General features: G+C 49.7%; 2 protein-coding genes. Both read right to left on the reverse strand.

The annotated features are described in order from the left end of the window. Window positions 1–19 precede the first annotated feature (19 nt). Window positions 20–17,179: a hypothetical protein gene (locus tag OCV58_RS01530; protein WP_154876674.1), complete on the reverse strand. Its 17,160-nt coding sequence runs from the start codon at window positions 17,177–17,179 to the stop codon at window positions 20–22. Between the two features lie 25 nt (window positions 17,180–17,204). Then, on the reverse strand, window positions 17,205–18,869 hold the full coding sequence (locus OCV58_RS01535) for a ShlB/FhaC/HecB family hemolysin secretion/activation protein (protein WP_154876675.1): 1,665 nt from the start codon (window positions 18,867–18,869) through the stop codon (window positions 17,205–17,207). Between the last annotated feature and the right edge of the window lie 206 nt (window positions 18,870–19,075).

The raw sequence follows: 19,075 nt of genomic DNA on the forward strand, positions 1-19,075 counted from the left end.
TCATACAAACTGCCTTTCCTTATTCGACGATGACCTCGTCTTCTTCAGCGTTTTCTACGCTGTGACCGCTGCCGCTCGTCAGGCCGTACCGTTCGTGGTACGACAGGTCAGGCGCATAATACTTGTCATAGAAGTTATAGAAATCTTCGTCAGTAAACAGGTTCATCCAATCGACCTGGCTGTACCGCTGATTGTATGCGTAATTGTGGTCGGCCAGATGGAGCAGGTTGCCGTTGCTGATCTGGACGGTTCCTTCCGGCGAGAAGAAGATATGCATCCACTTGTCGTTCAGCTCGTCGCTGTTCCACGCCGCGAGGTCGTCCTTCGGGCTGTTGATGCTCGTGTTGACCCAGTACGAGCTCGATACGCTGTCATCGTAGACCGGAGCCGAGCCGAAGACGTTCGTCGTCATGTCGTCGGTGCTGAAGGTGGCCTTATCCTGTACGTAAACCTTGTCCAGATGCAGCGCTCCCTCACTGACGTGGATATTGCCGGTATTCAGCCACAGATGGTCGAAACGCACGCCGCCGTTGGTCAGGATGTCGCCGATCACGAGGTTGTCAATCGGCTGGTCGTCCGCCGTGCCTTCCGGCGTAATGACCAGGAAGCCGTCGCCGTCTTCACGCTGCGTGATGCTGTCCAGATCCATATTGGAGCCGGAAATGGCAATCTGCTGGGCCGCTTCGATGTTTTCCACATCCATGTCCTTGCCTTCGGACTTCACGAAAACAGCTACGAGGTTGCCGCTGACATTGACGAGGTGGAGGTTGCCGTTGGCTACGGAAATGCCGGCGTCCTGCTTCGCATACAGCTCGTACAAGTCGACGTCGCCGATGCCATCGTGCCGAACGGTCACATTGCCTTCTGCAGAGGTAAGGTGCGCCCAGTCTCCTGTCGGGCCTTCGCTGTTCGTGTCTTTGATGACGCCGCTTCCGCCTTCGTTGATGGAAACGGTCACGTCGCCGCCATTCGACGTTACATAGATGTCTTCATGGACGCCGTCCTGCGTACCTTCAAAGAGGATATTGCCGGAATTTACATTCAAATCAATGTTTTGCTCAGACTTCAGGTCATCGCGAAGCGTCATATTGCCTTCAGTCAGTACCTTGAAAACGATGTCCTCGCCGGCAGTTACCGCGCTGTTTGCCGTGATATTTCCGACGTTCGTCGTGAACAGCACGTCCTTACCGGCATTAAATACAGCATCGCTTTCCGTCGTGATGTCACCCGTACCGAAAACGTTCGCCACGACGTTGCCGCCACCTTCGCCTTCCGCTACAGCCGTCACCGCGCCGTTGAAGGTAATGGAGCCGTCGCCGGTAACTTCTGCTTTCACGTCGCCGTCACTAGCCGTCGTCGTTCCTTCAAAGACGATATCGCCATTCGCAGCTGTCGCTAAGACTTCTTTGCCCGAAGCGATGTCGCCCTTGACAGTAATATTGCCTGTGTCATCAGCCGTAATCCCAGCCTGCAGCTCCGTATTGAGAGCCGACTGGATACTGCCGTTGACGAGCACCGTGCCGCTTTGCGTCTGGGCCAAGACTTTGCCTGTTTCAGCCTTCACATCTCCACCCAGAGTAATGTCGCCGCTTCCTGTCGTCGCCGAGAAATTATTGTCAGCCGTCGCGCTGCCGGTTACGGTAATCGCGCCGCTGCCGCTGTCCAGAGCAATATCCGTTCCCGCATCTACGTTGCCCTTGACTTCAATGCCGCCGGCAGTAGTATGAGCGTTCACAGTTCCCGCTGTTGCGGTGACGTCGCCGCCAAGAGTAATCTTGCCATCTACCGTATCCGCCTTGAATTGATTGCCAGCTGTTGCGATGCCGTTCACCGTGATAGCGCCGCTGCCGCTGTCCAGCAGGATGTCAGTCTTAGCAACAGCGCTGCCGTCTACAAGGATATTTCCCTGGTCTGTCGTCGCATTGATATTGCCTTCTTCTGCCGATATGCTGCCGTCGAAGGTCACATCACCGCTGCCGGTCGCAGCTGTGACGTCGCCGCGCATGGCCGTGACGTCGCCGTCGAAAGAAATCGCGCCGCTGTTCGTCGTCGCTTTGACTTCGCCATTATGGGCCGTTACCGTGCCGGTAATGTTGATGGCTCCGCTTTCTGTCGTCGCCGAGAAGTTGTCTCCGGCATTCATCGTACCTTCGACGTCGATAGCGCTTTGTTTACCGCTGAAACTAATGTCCGCATTCACATCGCTACCGTTGGCTTTCTGCGTCGTCGCCGATCCGGTCACAGTGAGCTTACCGTCAGCACTTCCGTTATGCTGAATGACAATGCTGCCGTCGTTGACAGTAATACCAGCAGCGGTATCACCATCCGTATCGCCGAACTGCACGTCGAAGCTGTCGGCGGCGCTGTGGATTTCCACATTGCCGGTTAGGCTATTATTATGCAAGCCTTTGACCGCAACAGAGTTAATCTGATTGGTTTCACTCAGTAAGAGCTGGCTGCCCGTGCTGGACAGGTTGACGTGATTAGCAATGAGGCCTTTCGAAGCTTCCGACTGGGTGATGTCGCCGTTCGTGGCAGTGACATTGAAGTCATTCGTCCCTACATCGACTGTTCCGTCAGCCAAATCGACGTTGACTGCCGAAATAGACGCGCCGCCATTTGTCGTCGTGATGCTGCCTGTCAGCGCTTCGTCTTCATCCGTACCTTCGCCGAGGCTGACGTCGCTGACGCTGGTCAGGTCGAAGCTGCCGCCATTGATGTTGCCGATGACGAGATTGCCTGTAGAGCCATCGCCGCTTTCGCCGGAAATCCAGATGCCTTCTGCTGCTTCGGCATTGACTACAGCGCCGTTATCCAAAATGCGGATAGCCTGATTTTCACCAGCACCGCCGATGCTGTCGCCAGCGCTAAGATTAACTTCTGCAGCGTTGATGCGGCCCTGCGCGGTACTGTCTTTTACATTTTCCATCAGAATACTGTCCGTAGCTGCGAGATGCGCTGCCTTGTCTGTGGCGAGCGTAAGGATATCCAAATCTCCCTTCTCGGAGATGTATATATCTCCCTTGGCATTCGCATCGAGTGAACCGGTTAGCTCTGTATGTACATAAAGATCGTCTGCGTTGCCACTCGTGATACTTCCTTCTCCGCCAGCAATAATGAGGTTACCTCCCTTGATGGAACCAACCTCTACACCATCATCGCCCTGAAGCCGGACGTTACCACCAGTTTTAATGTCATTGATATCGAGCGTCGTACCTTTGACACCGGCAAGATATACGTTGCCATTGCCTTCAACAGCCACATTGACCGCTCCGTCTGCCGCCACTGTGATAGCCTGCTGCTGGCGGATGGTGACCTGCTGATTAGCTTCATCCCAAGTGAGGTCTCCTGCCTTGGCATTTGCTAACAATTTAAGATTTTCTTCCTTATTCAGATCCGCATAGTTGATCGTCTGCGCTTCGCCGTCAATGCCGATTCCGCCGCTGGCCGCATTAAGAGTGATATTTATAGCGGACACATTCGGCGTATCAACCGTCTGTACTTCGCCAGATTTTGTGTTGAGAACACTGTCCTGGATCGCGTAGAGGAGCTCATTCTTGCTCCAGCCATAGTTTTCGCTGTTCGAGACCTCCGCATAACTCGTAATGAGATCCTGCTCTCCGTCACTGAACTCTTTATTTTCGAAGTGCTTCGTCTTGGCATTCTGATAATCCTTCTGATACTGCTCATATGCAGCATTAATCTTCTCTTTGTCTCCGCCTGCCTCTGCAACCGCTTTGAGATAGGTCTCTTTCGCATGCTTCACACCTTCGTCATTATAGAAGGCATCCGCCGCAGCCCAGTAGCTTTCGACTTTTGCTTTATCGCCGCCTGCAAGCGAGTTCGCTCGATTCGTCAACGCTTCTACGCGTTCAGCTTTAGCTTTGTCAGCAGCATTTGTGCTCTCGTTTGCCTTGTCATTCTTGTCAATGAGACCGCTTTCTAACCAGCGGTCGATCTTATCCTGGGCGCTGCTGGACGAGCTGTTTTCTGACGGATGCGCATCGACGAAGCTGCCGTTCGTTACCGTAAGCACGGCGTCGCCGTTCGTGCTTTCGATCGTGCCGAGGCGCATATTACCGTCTGTCTGCGTGAGGACGATGTCGCCTGCAGCAGAGGCGTTCACGCTCGACGCCATCGTATCAGCGCTGTACAGGTCGCTGCCGCCAAGAATCGTAAGGGCATTGTTCTCCGTACCGATAGATCCCATCTTACTGATGAGGTCGATGCGCTGTCCCTTTACGGCATAGTCGCCGGACATATGGCCGTCGAGGAGGCTGCCGGCCGCTTCGAGGTAGACGTTGCCCGTTTCGGCAGTAATCGGATTGGCACCGCCAGTCACGGCTTGTTCAATAGAGAGGTCGCCCTTCGAAGACGTGAAATGGATATCTCCATTGTCCGAAGCGATATTGACCGTCGCGCCGCTGCCGATAGCCGCATGGTTTACATTGATATCTCCCGCAGCTTTGAGATTTACGTCATCGGAATTGATAATCCCGTTGCCGGTGATCGCGCCATTTTGACTCGTGAGACTGACGCTGCCTTTACCGACAGTCTGGCTGTTTCCGTCGACGACAGAGGCGTTGCTGATGTTGCCAGCAAGGGTCATATCGCCGCCGGATGTAACGGAAATATTACCACTCCCATTGCCGTTGCCGATGAAGCCAATCTGAATATGCTTATCCGCAGCGATAGACGTCGTCGTAGAAGAAGCAGTCCCTTGCTTTCCTGTCCATGTGTACGTGGTCGTGCCGTAGCCGAAGACTTTCCCCCAGAATCCATCGTATTTCATATCCGGGGAAATATCGCTGTATGTCTCATCACTGCTATTACTATAGCTTCCCGTGATGGAGAAATCCTTGCCGCCGTTTCCTTTTGTAATGACAACACCGTTTTCTTTTCCCGCTGTCCCGCCGCTGGAAACTGGCGTCCCCTCCGGCATTTTATTCTCCGCTTTGAGTCCAGCAACAAATGTATCAGATTCTCCATAATCCAGAAGTCCCCAGAAAAGGAAATCTTCTGTGTACTGATATTTTTTCGTTACTTCACCGCTGACGCCGCCGGTCCACTGGTACTGCAATCCCTTTTCCGGATCATACCCCATGTCTCCCGTTACGGCGCTCCAATCAGACAGCACACCTCCAGAGTAATACGAACGTTGTTCATCATTTCTATATTCAGTGACTAAGTAATGGCCATGACCATCTGTCTTGTTTTTGTCTGTAATACTGATGAGGCCGCTGATATCGTTGTTCGTAATGGTATTTACTGTGACGTTTTTATCAATCTTCGACGTATCGATAGCAATATCTGCCGCTCCGTCCATCGCCATGATCTTGCCGCCGCCAGTACTAGAAATATTGCCGGTAATGTAGATCTTGCCGCCAGATACGGACACGCTGTCTGTAAGCAATTCGCCAGTGGACGGATTATAGTACACTCGGATTGCATAGTCATAAACGCCGGTCTCTTGGTTATAAACCTGACCGCCTGCATTGATCAGGTACTTTTCATTCGCCATGACAGCACTGTCCGAAAGGGCTTCCTGCTTACCCTGCCATTCCTTATCCAACGCATCGACTTTTGCCTGAGCGCTGCTGTCCAACGTCACAGAATATTTTCCGTAGCCGCTCTGTACCAGCCCGCCGATGTTGACGTTCAGACCGTTGATGTAGACGTTGCCTCCAGCAACGATCTTGTTTCCCGGGTCTGCTGGATCATCTTTTTTCCAGATCAGATCTGCTTCTGTGATGCCATACTTTCCGCCGGCGACGATATTCGTCTTGATCCAGTTGACATACTCTTCATAGGTTTTAAATTCAGGAATCGTGTAACTATTATTTGCCACAAACTGATCGTAAATGTACTCCTGAATCGCATTGGCCACGTCTTTGCTGAACTGGTATTTCGTGACGGGGTCGCCGCCTATATTGATAAACCCTTCCGCGCTGGTCTGGGTAACGGAACCGTTTGTAGCGACGAGGCTGACGTTGCGGCCGCTGATGTTTCCGAGAATATTAAGGTTGTAGCTATTGTTGGTGAGCGTCACGTCACCAGACGTATTGGTGATATCCCCAAAGACGCCGATATCTGCCTGCATCCCTTCTTTCATGGACGCCGTGCCGGAGATGTTGATCTGCGATTCGCCGCCAGTCACACCGCCTGCATGAATTTGCGCAGCGCTCATTTCATTGCCCGCCGTATCTGCAGTCAGTGTCGAGCCGTTCATACGGATCTGTCCGCCCGCATCCTGAATAGTCACATCATTTACAACGAGATAAGCATCACTTTCATTGGTAATATTGATCTGCGGAGCGCCTTGAGCCGTAAGATTACCGCCGCCTTTCAGCGAGTCGCTATCAATGTTGATATTGCCGCCGGATACGACGATGTCAGGCAAAGACACTGCGGGCACCTCAATCTCAGACGAAGGCGTAAGATTTCTATTTATGTCCTCCTTCGCCATGCCCATCCGTTTCATTTCCAGAAGAAGGGAGTCTCGTTCGCTCTTATAGCTTGCATACTCAGAAGTGCCTTCTTCATACTGGCCCATCAGTCGAACAACTTCGTTGTAGCGATCCATCAAATTATTTTTGATCGTCGTAGTTCCGGTCTGAACGGTATCCGTACGGAACCAACCTTCGCCTTCTCCCACACTGATAGTGATATTGGAAGTATCAACGCTTCCTCCGTCAGCAGGCATTGCGTCAGGTTTAGGGATTTCGCCTTCAATGGTAAGGTTCAGATGATTATGAATGCCAGCTGTCAGGCTCGCCCCCTCTGCGATTTCCACAAAGTTAGCGTCGCCATTTTCATGCGGCACAGTCTCGCCAAGCGTTGTGGACGCCACGGTACTGCTGCCGCTCGTGCCTTGATACAGATTATATTCTTGCGCCGATTCCGTTACGGTGGTCGCACCTTTTGCCGCGCTGGCATTAATGTGACGCACGCTTTCCACAATTCCGCCAACAGACACTTGATTGGCCTGCGTCATCGCATTATCCACTTTCGGAGCCGTCGCCAACGGAATGACCGTCTTGTTGTACGCATCGGCGAGAACTTGCAGATCCAAGGATGAGGAGATTCCCTCCGAATTTGCACCGGCGTAGAGGTTCACGTCGTTTGTGCTGTGAAGGGTAGAACCGCTGCCGACGGTAATCTTGTTGCTGCGGTCGAGGACGTTCTTTGCTTCTGCCGAAGCCGCGCCGACTGCACCGCCTTGGGTATCGGCGATGGTTTCGAGTTTCACGTCGGTGTCGTCCGTCGCCGCCAGCGTGATGTCCTGATCCTTCTTGTCTGTAGTGAGCGTAGCATTAGTTACATTGACGCTGTTGTTATACGTAATGTCATGGTCGCTGAAAGCGAGGGCAACGGGAATGACGCCGGCCGATTTCAGGCTGTTCTTGGAATGAATCGTGCCTTCCGTCGAGGCAAAGGCCGTAATGCTGCCTTCGTCGCCTGCGCCGGTAAGCGTGCTGTGCTTCATATCTACGCCAGCCGTAAAGTCGAGGTCGTCCTTATAATCGGTGGCGTTGACGTTGATGCCGCCGTAGCCGGAGCCGTCAATCTCGCCGACGTAATCGACCTGGTTCTGCGCAACATAGCTCTGCGCGCCGTCTGTCGTGATGGTCGCGTTGTCGAGAGTCACGTTGGCCGCATTGTTGATAACGTTGTTCAGCCACGTGCCGCTGCCGCCGACGATGGCCGCGCGGACGGCGTCGGATTTGAGGTCAATGTCCATACCGTTCAAAGCCTGAGCTGTAAAGCTGCCCGTCGTATTCCACGCACCGCTGAGCGTCACGTCCGTGTCAGCCGTGTAGTTGTTTTCAACCATAGCGGCATAGGGGCTGATGTCGATAAACGCGCCGCCATACCCGTTGGCATCGTTATCAATCGTAGCAGAACTGCTGCCCTTGATATCGACATTTCCCAGCCGGCTTGCTTCACTACCTGTCGCAGTGACCTGCGTAGACAGGTAGGCCGCTGTGCTCGCCAAGTTCGTACCCGTAGCAATGCCTGTGCTCGCACTAATGCCCCTAGACGCCGTAGTCTGTGTAACCAAATTGCTGCCACTTACATTCAAACCTACAGTATTGGAGTCCTTTCCTTGGAATACACTCGCCCCAATATTAACGGTTACATCGCTGTAGGCTTCCGTACCGCCTGTATTAACCTGTACTGCGCCAGATGGGAATGGCGAAACGCTGATGCTAAGTGCATTCATGTCCACCTTCTGTTTGATATCTGCTTCCGCATTTGCAGTTACCTGATTGGCAGTAAAAGTATTGGAATCATCTACCTTGACACTGGTCTTCAGATGGTCGTCTTCATCAGGGCTTCCCACGTTTGCTTCTGCCACCGTAATGGCTGCCGAAGCAAACATACTACCGCTTACTGCGCCCGTTTCTGCTGTAACGGATGGCGCATTTTTCGCATACAGACCGATCGTGTCACCTGCAGTGAAATGGCTGCCGCCGATTACTTCTGTACCCACAGTTCCCATTTCATTGGCAATGGCTGATACGCCAGCCCCTGCGAATATAAGTCCGCCGCTTCCAGCAATGGCTCTGACATGAAGACTATCTCCCTCTGCTTCGCGTTTTGCATTTACAGAGATAGTGTTACCTGCTGTAATATCAGTATGATTAACAGTAACTGTCGTCTCGCCGCGATTTGTTCCTTCCGCCACGATGACGCTGGCTGCTCCGCCACCGGCCAGTGCAACACCAATAGCGTCCACATCAGCCTGACTCGTATCTTCCGCTGACAGATTGACCTCGCCTGTCGACTCTATTGAACTGTCTTTGATGCCCACGCCGGCCTTGCCATCTGTAGAAATACTGCCATATGCCGCACCGATAGATGCCACACCGCCTACAGTACCCTGATAAATATTCAGATCAGATTTCCCATTTACGTTAGCCTTTGCGTCCAATTCAGATGCATGAATGGAGGAAGACGTCACTTCTACGCTGCTATTACGATGCACACCAAGAATACCTACCGTACCGCTCACGCTGCCTTTCACACTAGCTGAAGCATTGATGCCATTCATCTTAACTTCCGTAGTTTCTTCTGTAGTCAGCGCTACCTTTCCCTTGGTATCCAATGTCGAGCTGTCTACTGCTACCTGGACGATCGATTTTTCCGAGCCTTTTCCTGCCGTAGCTGAATCAAATGCAGAAGAATCATCTTTGCTTACCGCACCCAGCGTATAGGATGACTGGAACTGATTTTCTGTGATCGCGTCGTTGGCTTCTGTATAAATTTCATCGGTTTTGACGCCTCCGTCGCCTTGGACCTCTCCATCGGCATTAGTCTGGAGGTTGGAGCCATAGACGCTGTCTACCGTTTTGCCCACATTAGTAATCATGATGTTTGCGCCGCCTGCAACACTGCCGGCCTGCGCATTGACAGCAAGCTGATTTACCTTGCGCGTTTCGTTTGCAGATACATCAATAGCTCCAGAAGCATGCAGTTCTGCGCGATCCACCCGGGTTTGTACCTGACTATCGATGGTGTTTACAGCAACGCCTACACCTACGCCGACCGCGCCGCCTCCAACTGTTCCGGAATTATTTGTAAAATCAATATCATTTTCTGCGCTGATTTGAATATTCTTCGCAGCACCCTCGATCTCTTCTGTATTGGCAGCCTGCTGTCCGATGGACGTATCTTCAACCGTTGTATTTACTTTGCTGTTTACGTTGGACACACCGATGGAACCAGCTACGCCAACCAACCCGCCTCCTCCGTTATAGAGCTGATAATTGACCTTTGTATGGTTGTTCGCCTTGATAGTAACCTGACTATCCTCTTTGGACATGTTAATATCTGCATCAGTTACTTTCGCCGCCGTTTCGCTGTTTTCATTGAGCACGCTCACGCCTATGCCCACGCCAACTTCACTTGCACCGACCGCCACGCCAAGCGTATTCATCTTCGCCGTGTGATCAGAAGTCACATCAAGAGATGCAGCAGAAACTGCCGTGCCGTTAATCTGAGCAGTCGTCTTCCCTTCAAGGAGCGCCACGCTGGTTGCATTGGATACTCCCGCACCAACAGCAGCTGCGCTAATGCCAGTCGTAAGCGAAGAAATGCCCTGCTTTGCTTCAGCGTCTACAGAAAGTTTATCTGCATTCACTGTATTTTTCAATGCATAACGTCCATTACTATCTGCAGTGCCCTTGCCAAGAACCTCTGCAGACACATCGCGTGAAACCGTGTTCGTATCACTGCCGAGACCAACAGCTGCACCTGCTAAAGTTCCATTTGCCGTACCGACAATACCCGCGCTGTTCGCATAATCATGGGCTACCACATGGACATTCCCGTCAGATGCAGCATTTGCATTAATATCCGCACCGCGTATCGCAGCGGACGTACTGCCACCGATTGAATTTACATTAACCGTGCCGTTCACAGCGGCTCCCTTACCGGCCACTCCGCCATTCACCAAGAAAGATTTGATGGTGTGTGTGGATGATGCCGACACAGCAACACCGCTGTATTCGCTGTCCTTTCTCGTATCTGCAAGAGACGCCGCACTATTGAATGCATCTTCGTCGACGAAATTATCGAGGATTTGATCGTCTTCTACACTGTCTTTTACCTTTTCTGTATCACCATTTCCTTCAGCACTAACTTTTGTTTCATCTCCTTCGATAGATGCATGCGTCTCGCTGGCGATTTCATTAACAGATACAGAGAGCCCAACGGCTGCACCAGTTACTGCAACAGAAGCACTACCCGCATAGTTTGCAATGCTTTCGTCACCAGATGCCGCCACAATAACGTTATTCGACGCTGTAATATCCGAACCACCATCAATTTTTGCAGTTGTACCATTACCAATCATGTTAACGGCAACACTGCCGGTTACGCCTGCACCAGTGCCGCCTGCAACACTACCGCCTACACCAACAGTTGTAATATTAGCGCTGTTAGCAGCCCTAACAGCAAGGTCGTCCACATTCATAGTGCCGCCGCTTACCAGTGCGTTAACATTGGCTTCGCTTCTGTTAACGGCTACACCTGCGCCAACTGCCGCGCCGGCGCTGCCTACTGTAGCGGATACAGTATCGGCAGTAGTAATAATGTCATTGCTGCTCGAAGCTTTAACAGTCACATCAGCACCGCTGCTGTCCTGTTCAGATGCTTTGCTTATGGTTACTCCATTCATTGAAGCTTCCGTATCTTTGTTAATCAAAGCGGTTGCCGCAGCGCCCTGCACCGACACATTGCCGCCTACCGCAACGCCAACGCCTACTGCAGCCGTGGTCAGATCAGCATTGTCAAGCGCCTGCACATCAATCGTTGCACCATTTGCTGTTGTAATAACTGCATTATTAATCTGGGCAGTATTATTCTGTATTTTGCCGTCAGCGTTACCGCTGATATTGCCGATTTCGTTATAAGCAACGGAACCGCCAACAGTAACCTTTTTGCTAACGCCAACGCCGCCTGCAACAGAAAGTACAGAAGCGTTATCGTTAGAAGTAACGTCAATATTCTCAGCATTGGTGATCTTTGTATGTCTGGTATCTTCGCCGCTGCCGTAATCTCCTACAATAGCTTCAAGGTTATTATTACCGCGGTTAATTGCAATAGTACCGTTGGCAGCAGCTGTATCAGTAGATACACCCACACCTGCGCCAACAGCATACATCTTGCCGCTGTTTTCCGCTGCAACGGTTACATCAGTTTCCTCAATTACTTCGTTGCCTTCATCATTAGTATCCGTATTTTTAATATCGCTGCCTAAAATATACGCGCCGGTATTATTTTCAAGGTCGTTATAAGCAACGGCAAGACCCAAGGCCTGCTTACCAACAGTTACCTGTCCGGCAACATTTACGCCCAAAGTGCCGCTGATAGCATTAACTTTGGTAGTTGCCGCATCAATCGTGCTGTTTTCAATGCTAGCAGTGTTGTCATTGTTAACCGTGCTCCAACCAAAAGAACCTGCCCCGGCAAAGCCTTTGCTCGCTCCTGCGCCGCCTGCGGCGATATTAGCCAACAGCGTGTCAGACTTAGCCAAAACATTTACGTCAGCAACGTCATCGGCTCCGTCTGCAGCCAGACCATTGGTTTTAATATTGCTATTTTTAATAGACGCATTAAAATCGTTATTGATGTCGCTGATAGAAATTGCCGCACTGCCGCTGCCTCCGCCGCTGCCGGTAGTTGCTGTAATACCCAGCGCACCGGTAACAATGGTATTGCCGGTTTGGCCAACTTTAAGTATCGGTTGGCCGTCTTCATCAAGATTGATTTCTCCTTTATCATCTTTTTCATACAAATCTTCTGCTGTATCGCTGACATTTTGCAGATACGTATGGCCGGTTGCATCCAGCCCGCGCTGATTAATATATTCGGTATGTTTATTTTCGCCAAGGTCCGTATCATACGCAGCTACGTTAACCTTATCCGCAGTAATGGTTGCTCCGTCAATAACAGCGTCTGCATTGTTGTTAAGTTGGTTATAAGCAGCAACGCCGTCAATGCCGTAATTATTTTCGGTACCGGTTGCCGCAGCCACGCCAACAGCAGCACCAACCTGCGTAATATCAGTAGCAGCGCTTACATCAACCGTACCCATATTATTATACGTCCCGCCAACAATAGCGCTTTGCACATTATTGGTAAGCTCGGCATAAGTTACAGTACCACCTACAGAAACGCCCTGCTGCCCACCTAAAGCAATGCTGGCATTAATGCCGCCGGTTACCTGTACGTCATTATCATAAGCAGTATTGGTTAAAACAGTTTTTTCCGTATTTTCTGCCGCATTAACCGTATTGGCCTGCATTACAGCATAAATATCGTTTTCAGCAATGTTAACGGATACAGAAGCCGCACCGCCGTAATTATTGCCGCCGCCTGCGCCTCCTTTTTCAACGGCCATGCCAAGACCAGCTGCAACAAGTGCTCCGCTCTTATCAGCTGTATTGGTAATGCTGCCTGCATTGTTAATTGTGCTGTTGCGGATTATGGAAGCAACATCGGTATTAACCATATTGACGCCCACCGTACCGGCAAAACCTACGCTCTTGTTGCTCCAGTTTTGATCGGTCATAAAGGTCTTCCACGAAATTGCCGCCGCGCCGCTCCATGCTCCAATAAAGCTGCTGTCTGCCGCACTTACGTTAAGTTTACCGGCATTACCAGCATTATCTGCAACCAAAGTAATTTTTGCGCCGTCAAGCAAGGCTGTGCTGGCACCATCAATTAAATTGACGCTGCTGCTGCCTGCACCGCTGATAGTAAACGACGGCCTTTTCTGCCCGGCATTAGGATTACTTGCCTCCATATTAGTCGGTTTTAAATTCGGGCTTTCCATGGTGCCATTATATTTATTCTGAACCGCTGTATCAATCTTAGTAATACCATTTTCAACACGGTTCTCCATATTCTTTTTAAAGTTATCAAATTTATCGCCAATGCCGGGTTTATCATAATCGCTGCCCGTAACAGCGCTACCTGCAATTGTAACCGTGTTGATAGTGCCGTCCGTTAAAACATTCGCATTTACATCATGAGCGTTAATACCGGCATTTTCGATAGTGTTTTCAGCGGAGCCAAACAAATTCGCATATTCATCATCCGTCAAACCGCTCTGCGTTTTGGTAAGTTCCTGTAATTTGGCAATATTTTCCTTTTGTACTCTTTCACGTTTCTGATCTTCTGTTTCATTTTCCGGTACTTCACCTGTATTTGCAGATACACCTGCGTCATTATTAACAATACCAGCCATATTATACACATCATAATCCGTAATAGCCACGGAAGCACCTATTCCGGCATTTTCGCCGCCAATAGCACCGCCGCCAGCAATATTAGTCAAAACGGTATTGTTATGAGCAGTAATATTTACGCTGCCATCACTGCTGCCAGTAATAGTATCAGATGTGGAATTATTTTCATCTTGGGATGCAGGATTATATTGATCCCTGCCGGTCGCAGTAAGGCTTGCTTCATCATCAATGGATACAATGCTGTTGCTGTCGCCTTCCAGATAACTCCCCATGCCTACAAAGGCATTACCAGATTTACCAGCACCAAAGGTAATAGCTGTATGCGCAACATCATTATCTGCGCCAATATTAATGGCACTGCCAGTAACTTCCGCACCTTCGGCAATAGCAACCGTGCTGTTAACTTCACCAAAATGTACGCCTACTGTACCACCGGCTGCATTGTCTGCACCGCCTGTTAAACCAAGCTTTCCATTAAAGGCTACGTCTTCCTGCGCTGCACTAGCGTTAACACCTACTTTGCCGCTGCCCGTAATTTTGGTATTTTTGCCAACAATTACATTAGCGTTATTGGTAATGTAATTGAGATTCACCGCACCGCTTACAGCCACAGAAGCACCGTCTTCGCTTTTGCCGCTGGTGCTTGCGCCTGCCTGGAAATTTGCATAATTATTAGGATTAGCAAACTGAGCCGCTGCACCTGCCACGCTTAACGGCCCAGCAAAAATATCTTTAATCTGTTCATCTACACTGCCATCAGAAGCATCAAGACTTACCCTATTGGCTGCATTTGCAAGTGCTATCGCAGCTTCATTGCCTTCAGCACTATCGGCATAGTTGGGGTCTGCGGCACATTTAGCACTAAACTCTTTTGCCTTTTTTTCTAATTCATTTACATGCTGTTGATAGGTAGAATTAGACGCATAAGCGTTTTCCAATTTTCCGCATAGCGAAAGAATATCGCCAATCATTTTATCAATGCGACCGTAGTTAAACTCGCTGTTAGCCTGTACGTTAATATTAGCTCCGTCAAGCTGAGTATATGCAGCATTTTTCTCATCATGCGCCGTACCGCCTTCCAACGTTACAGTAGCATTGCTGTCCATATCGCTATACAATACAGCTGCATTAACTAGCGCTTCATTGCTGACGTCACTGCTGTGATTATTTGTTGCACCAGTTACACTCATACTGGTATCGGCAATATAATTATTAGCAGTTACGCTGATATTGCCTTTTTTTCCTGTTTCATCCTGCGCCGTAATTTGGGCATTTTTAGTAAGCGTAACATTAGCATTATTTGTTTCATTGACAACGCCAACACTCACGCCGACGCTTGCCCATTCACCTAATTGGTTGAAGGCAGTTTCAATATCCGGTTTACTTTCTCCCAATATTTTTGTTTTTACTTGACCAGCAAACGCCTTAATATCCTCTACTGTTTTGGTCCCTGTAGCTCTTGATACCAACAAATTCATCAGATAGCTGCTGCCTACATTATTATTGGCAGATACATTATTTTTTACAACAGAATTACCAGCTGCGATATCTACACTATCAGCTTCAATAGCCGTATCAATTTTCACATCAGCGCTGCTGTCAAAATCAGTTATATTTACAGCTGTACCTACAAATGAACTTTCCTTCCCTTTTACAAGTGCCTGTGTATCAATGCTGTTAGTAGAAGTTGCTGTAATATCCAAATCACCATTCAAATCAGTCATTTCGGCAGTATTTTTAATATCAACACTACTGCTGTTGCTACCATCGGCAATAGCCACGGCAACATTAAATACTGTAGCCTGTCCATCTAACTGCGTAGTAGTATCAGCTGAAACCAATTCAACCGTACTGTCAGCCTTAGCGCTAATGTTGGTATGTCCGTTAGAATGCAATTCCCCTGCAATGTTAACCGCTGCTTTATTGTCCGTTTTTGCATAACCAACCGATGCAGCAGGCACATTTGATGTGCCTTTCAAATTAGCCAGCTTAATCGCAGAAGTACTTGCGCCAACACTTGCCTTTAAGCTGCTGTCCGCACTGATATTAAGGGCATTTTTTTCTTTCTCAGCAGCAGCCTTTGCAGTAATAACAGCGCCTTTATTAACATTGACAGCTGCCTCGTTCGCAAGAACCGCATAGGATGCATCCCAATTTACCGCAACAACACCAGCAAGTCCTGTAAGAATGCCTAACTTGACCTTTTCATCTGTACTTGAAATATAATTGTTAATCGTATTCGCCTCTATGTTGACATGCTGTCCTGTTACGTTGCCGTTAATATCGACGGTTGCCACATTTTTAGTAATTTGTCCGTACGCTTCGATGAAATTATCGTCGCCTTCTATAACAGATTCGTTATTAAACAAATCTGCAAGATTGACACCGTTTGTAGCCTCAGCAGTAATAACTGCGTCTTTACGCGCATTGATCGTACCGTCGACGGTTACAGAAGCTTTCGCCTGGTTATTACTGCCTTCATATTTATCAAAATTTTTATCCAAACTATTTACCGTACTGGCAACAGCACGCAGCACAATATCTCCAGAATTGGGATCGACGTCAGCACTCATCAGTTTGGTATTATCTAAACCTGCGTCAATAAAATTATTTTCGCTCTTAATATTGACTATATCTCTAAAATCTGCAACGTTAGTTTTGATAACAGCTTTTTTAGCATCTTCGGAACTCACGTTGTAGCTAGGATCTCCACTAACATTTTCCCCTATGCCAATTTGCGCAGCTGTCATTTTTACGTCATTTGCTGCATTAATCGTCCCTAAGACAGTAATTGTCCCACTGGGGTTGACAGGAATTTCCATTTTGGAAATATTGCTCCACTGTGAATTAAACTGATCTTCATTAAAGGTTCTGGAATCCTCTCCCAAGATACCTTTCATAAAATCCTCCGTCGGAGTCATGACATAGAGGGAGCCGGCGTTAATTACACCGCTGTTCGTTACGGCCATGCCCTTGCTGCTCAGGAAAAACAGGTTGCCGCCGATTTTGCTGTCTTTGATGGCATTGACCGTACCGGCTACATTGATGCGGTCGTTAACGAAGTTGACTAAGTTCTTGGCCCATGTATCTGTTCCTTGCAGCGCAGTAGATTGAAAATACATGTTGGCAATATCACCGGCCGATACGTTAAATTTATCGAAACGGTTTACCGCCGTTTGATTTCCATTAAGCATCTGGTCAGCATAAATATGGCCTACATTTGTATGTTCCATTAAATTTTCCTTCGGCGCATCGACGCGCGTAATCGTCGACGCCATGGCTGCAAAGGGATTACCGATAAAGCTGAAGGCCGTGACGGCCGTCAGGACTTTTCTTGCCAAGTCGAGGTCGTGTTTTTGCTGTTCTAAGGTTTTCGTCTGGTTACGCTCTTGCTTGCGCGTAAATTGTCGTATGTATTTCATCGTCCTGCCTCCTCACGTATCTGTATCAGAACTGACTGTTGAAGGAAAAATGAACTCTCGCCCGGCTTTGTTCTTCATCATTGACCGTGCGAATGAGAGGGAAGCCCATGCCAACATTTATTGACATATGGTCGCCGATAGCCGTCTTGATTCCGAAGCCCGTGCCGACGAGAAGCGTGTCGTCGTAGGCGCTTTCGCCCCAGACGCGGCCTCCGTCGAGGAAGATGTAGGCGTTGGTCTTCTTGGACGACGTAAGGGGAACGGTGTATTCCACGCTTCCCATGACGCCGCTGTCGCCGCCGAGCAGGCTTTCCGTATAGCCGCGGACGCTGTACATGCCGCCGATATAGAACTGCTCAGCCGACGGCAGGTATTGGGTGCTGCTGAGCTGTCCGTCCAGGCGGGCCGTAATCATTTGTCCCGATGGGAACACTTTTTGGTATAAGGTATTAAAGTAATATTTGCCGAAATGCTGTGTTTCGTCGGTAATATCGGTATAATCGCCGATGCGGTAGGCGTGCTTCTGATAGAAAATCGTCGTCCGGCCGTAGTCGATCTGGTCAAAGAACAGGGACCAGCCCTTGACGGTGTCGTCGATCCAGTGCATGCCCATGAAGTCGGTTTTCGAGTTTTGGTAGCCGTATTCCAGGCCTATTTCGGATTTCACCGTTTCCGTCGTCATAATGGGCTGGGTCAGGGAAATGCCGTAGGCGTAGGAATGGCCCTTGACGTCCAGATCTTCCAGAGGCCCGTCCGTAATGTGGACGCTGTTGGTGCTGTAGTTGAGGCCCAGCTTCGTCCCATTGCGGTTGATGGGAAGGGAGTAGGACAGGCCGAAGGATTTCGTACCTTCGGAAAAGACCGAGGTCATCATGAGGGAATCGCGGACTCCCGTCAGGCTCCGATCCTGCCAGAACATGCCGCCGCGGTACAGGCCGCTCGTCTCGCTGCCGGCGTTGTCAGAAAAGAGGCCGAAGACCTGCTGCTGCGGCTCGTAGGCCGTAATGACGTAGTCCGTCGTGCCGTAGGTCTCGCCGGCTTTCATGGCGATGCGCAGCTGAGCGTCGTTCGTCGCGTTGAACCGCAGAAGATCCTTATTGACATCGGAAATATTAGTTATCTTCCCTTCTTCAATAGCGACGCGGTTTCGAATGTAATCTTCCCTCGTCGAGTTGTTTCCCTGTACCGTTACGGCGCCGGTCTTGCCTTCGATGACGCTGATATGGACGACGCCGCCCTTAATGGTCTGCGGGGCTAAGTAGGCCCGGCAGGTCATGTAGCCTTTTTCGCTGTACAGTTCGTTGATCTGTTCTACGATAGTATATAAGTCCTGTATGGAGACTTCCTTGCCGATATAGGGCGCTGTCACGGCCTGTATTTCCTCGCCGCTCAGTACGTCCGACTCGTCGACGATAATGTCGTTCAGCTGAAAGCGAACGGCTTTCGACGTGTCTTCCGGCGTCGTTTCCCGTTGATCCTCTACCTGGCTCGCTTCGCGGCCTTCGGAAATGCGCTGCATCGTCCGCTGCCATTCCAGATACTGCCGCGTTCGGCTCAGTTGTACGCCCGAATCATTCATCCCGGCTAGCTCATTTGCCGGCGGCAATTCGACAGCCCATGCGTGACCCCCAAGGAGCACGCTGGAGGCAATGATAACTGATATATATTTAGTCCAAACTTTCATCGTCATGTAACCCTCCTGTTTCTATGGTCTTTTTATCGTATTTTTATTCTTTATAATAACTTTTTATGCGTCATACAAAACTTTTTGCCAACTGCTCCGCAGTTCGTGCAGTCATATACTTTTTCAACTTATATTATAAAGGAAGGTACTAAGGTAAATATATTATACAAAAGTATATACTTTAATAAAAAACGAGCTCCGGCGAATTTCTT

This window comes from Megasphaera stantonii (assembly GCF_025567065.1).
In the GTDB taxonomy this organism is placed as follows: Bacteria; Bacillota; Negativicutes; order Veillonellales; family Megasphaeraceae; genus Megasphaera; species Megasphaera stantonii.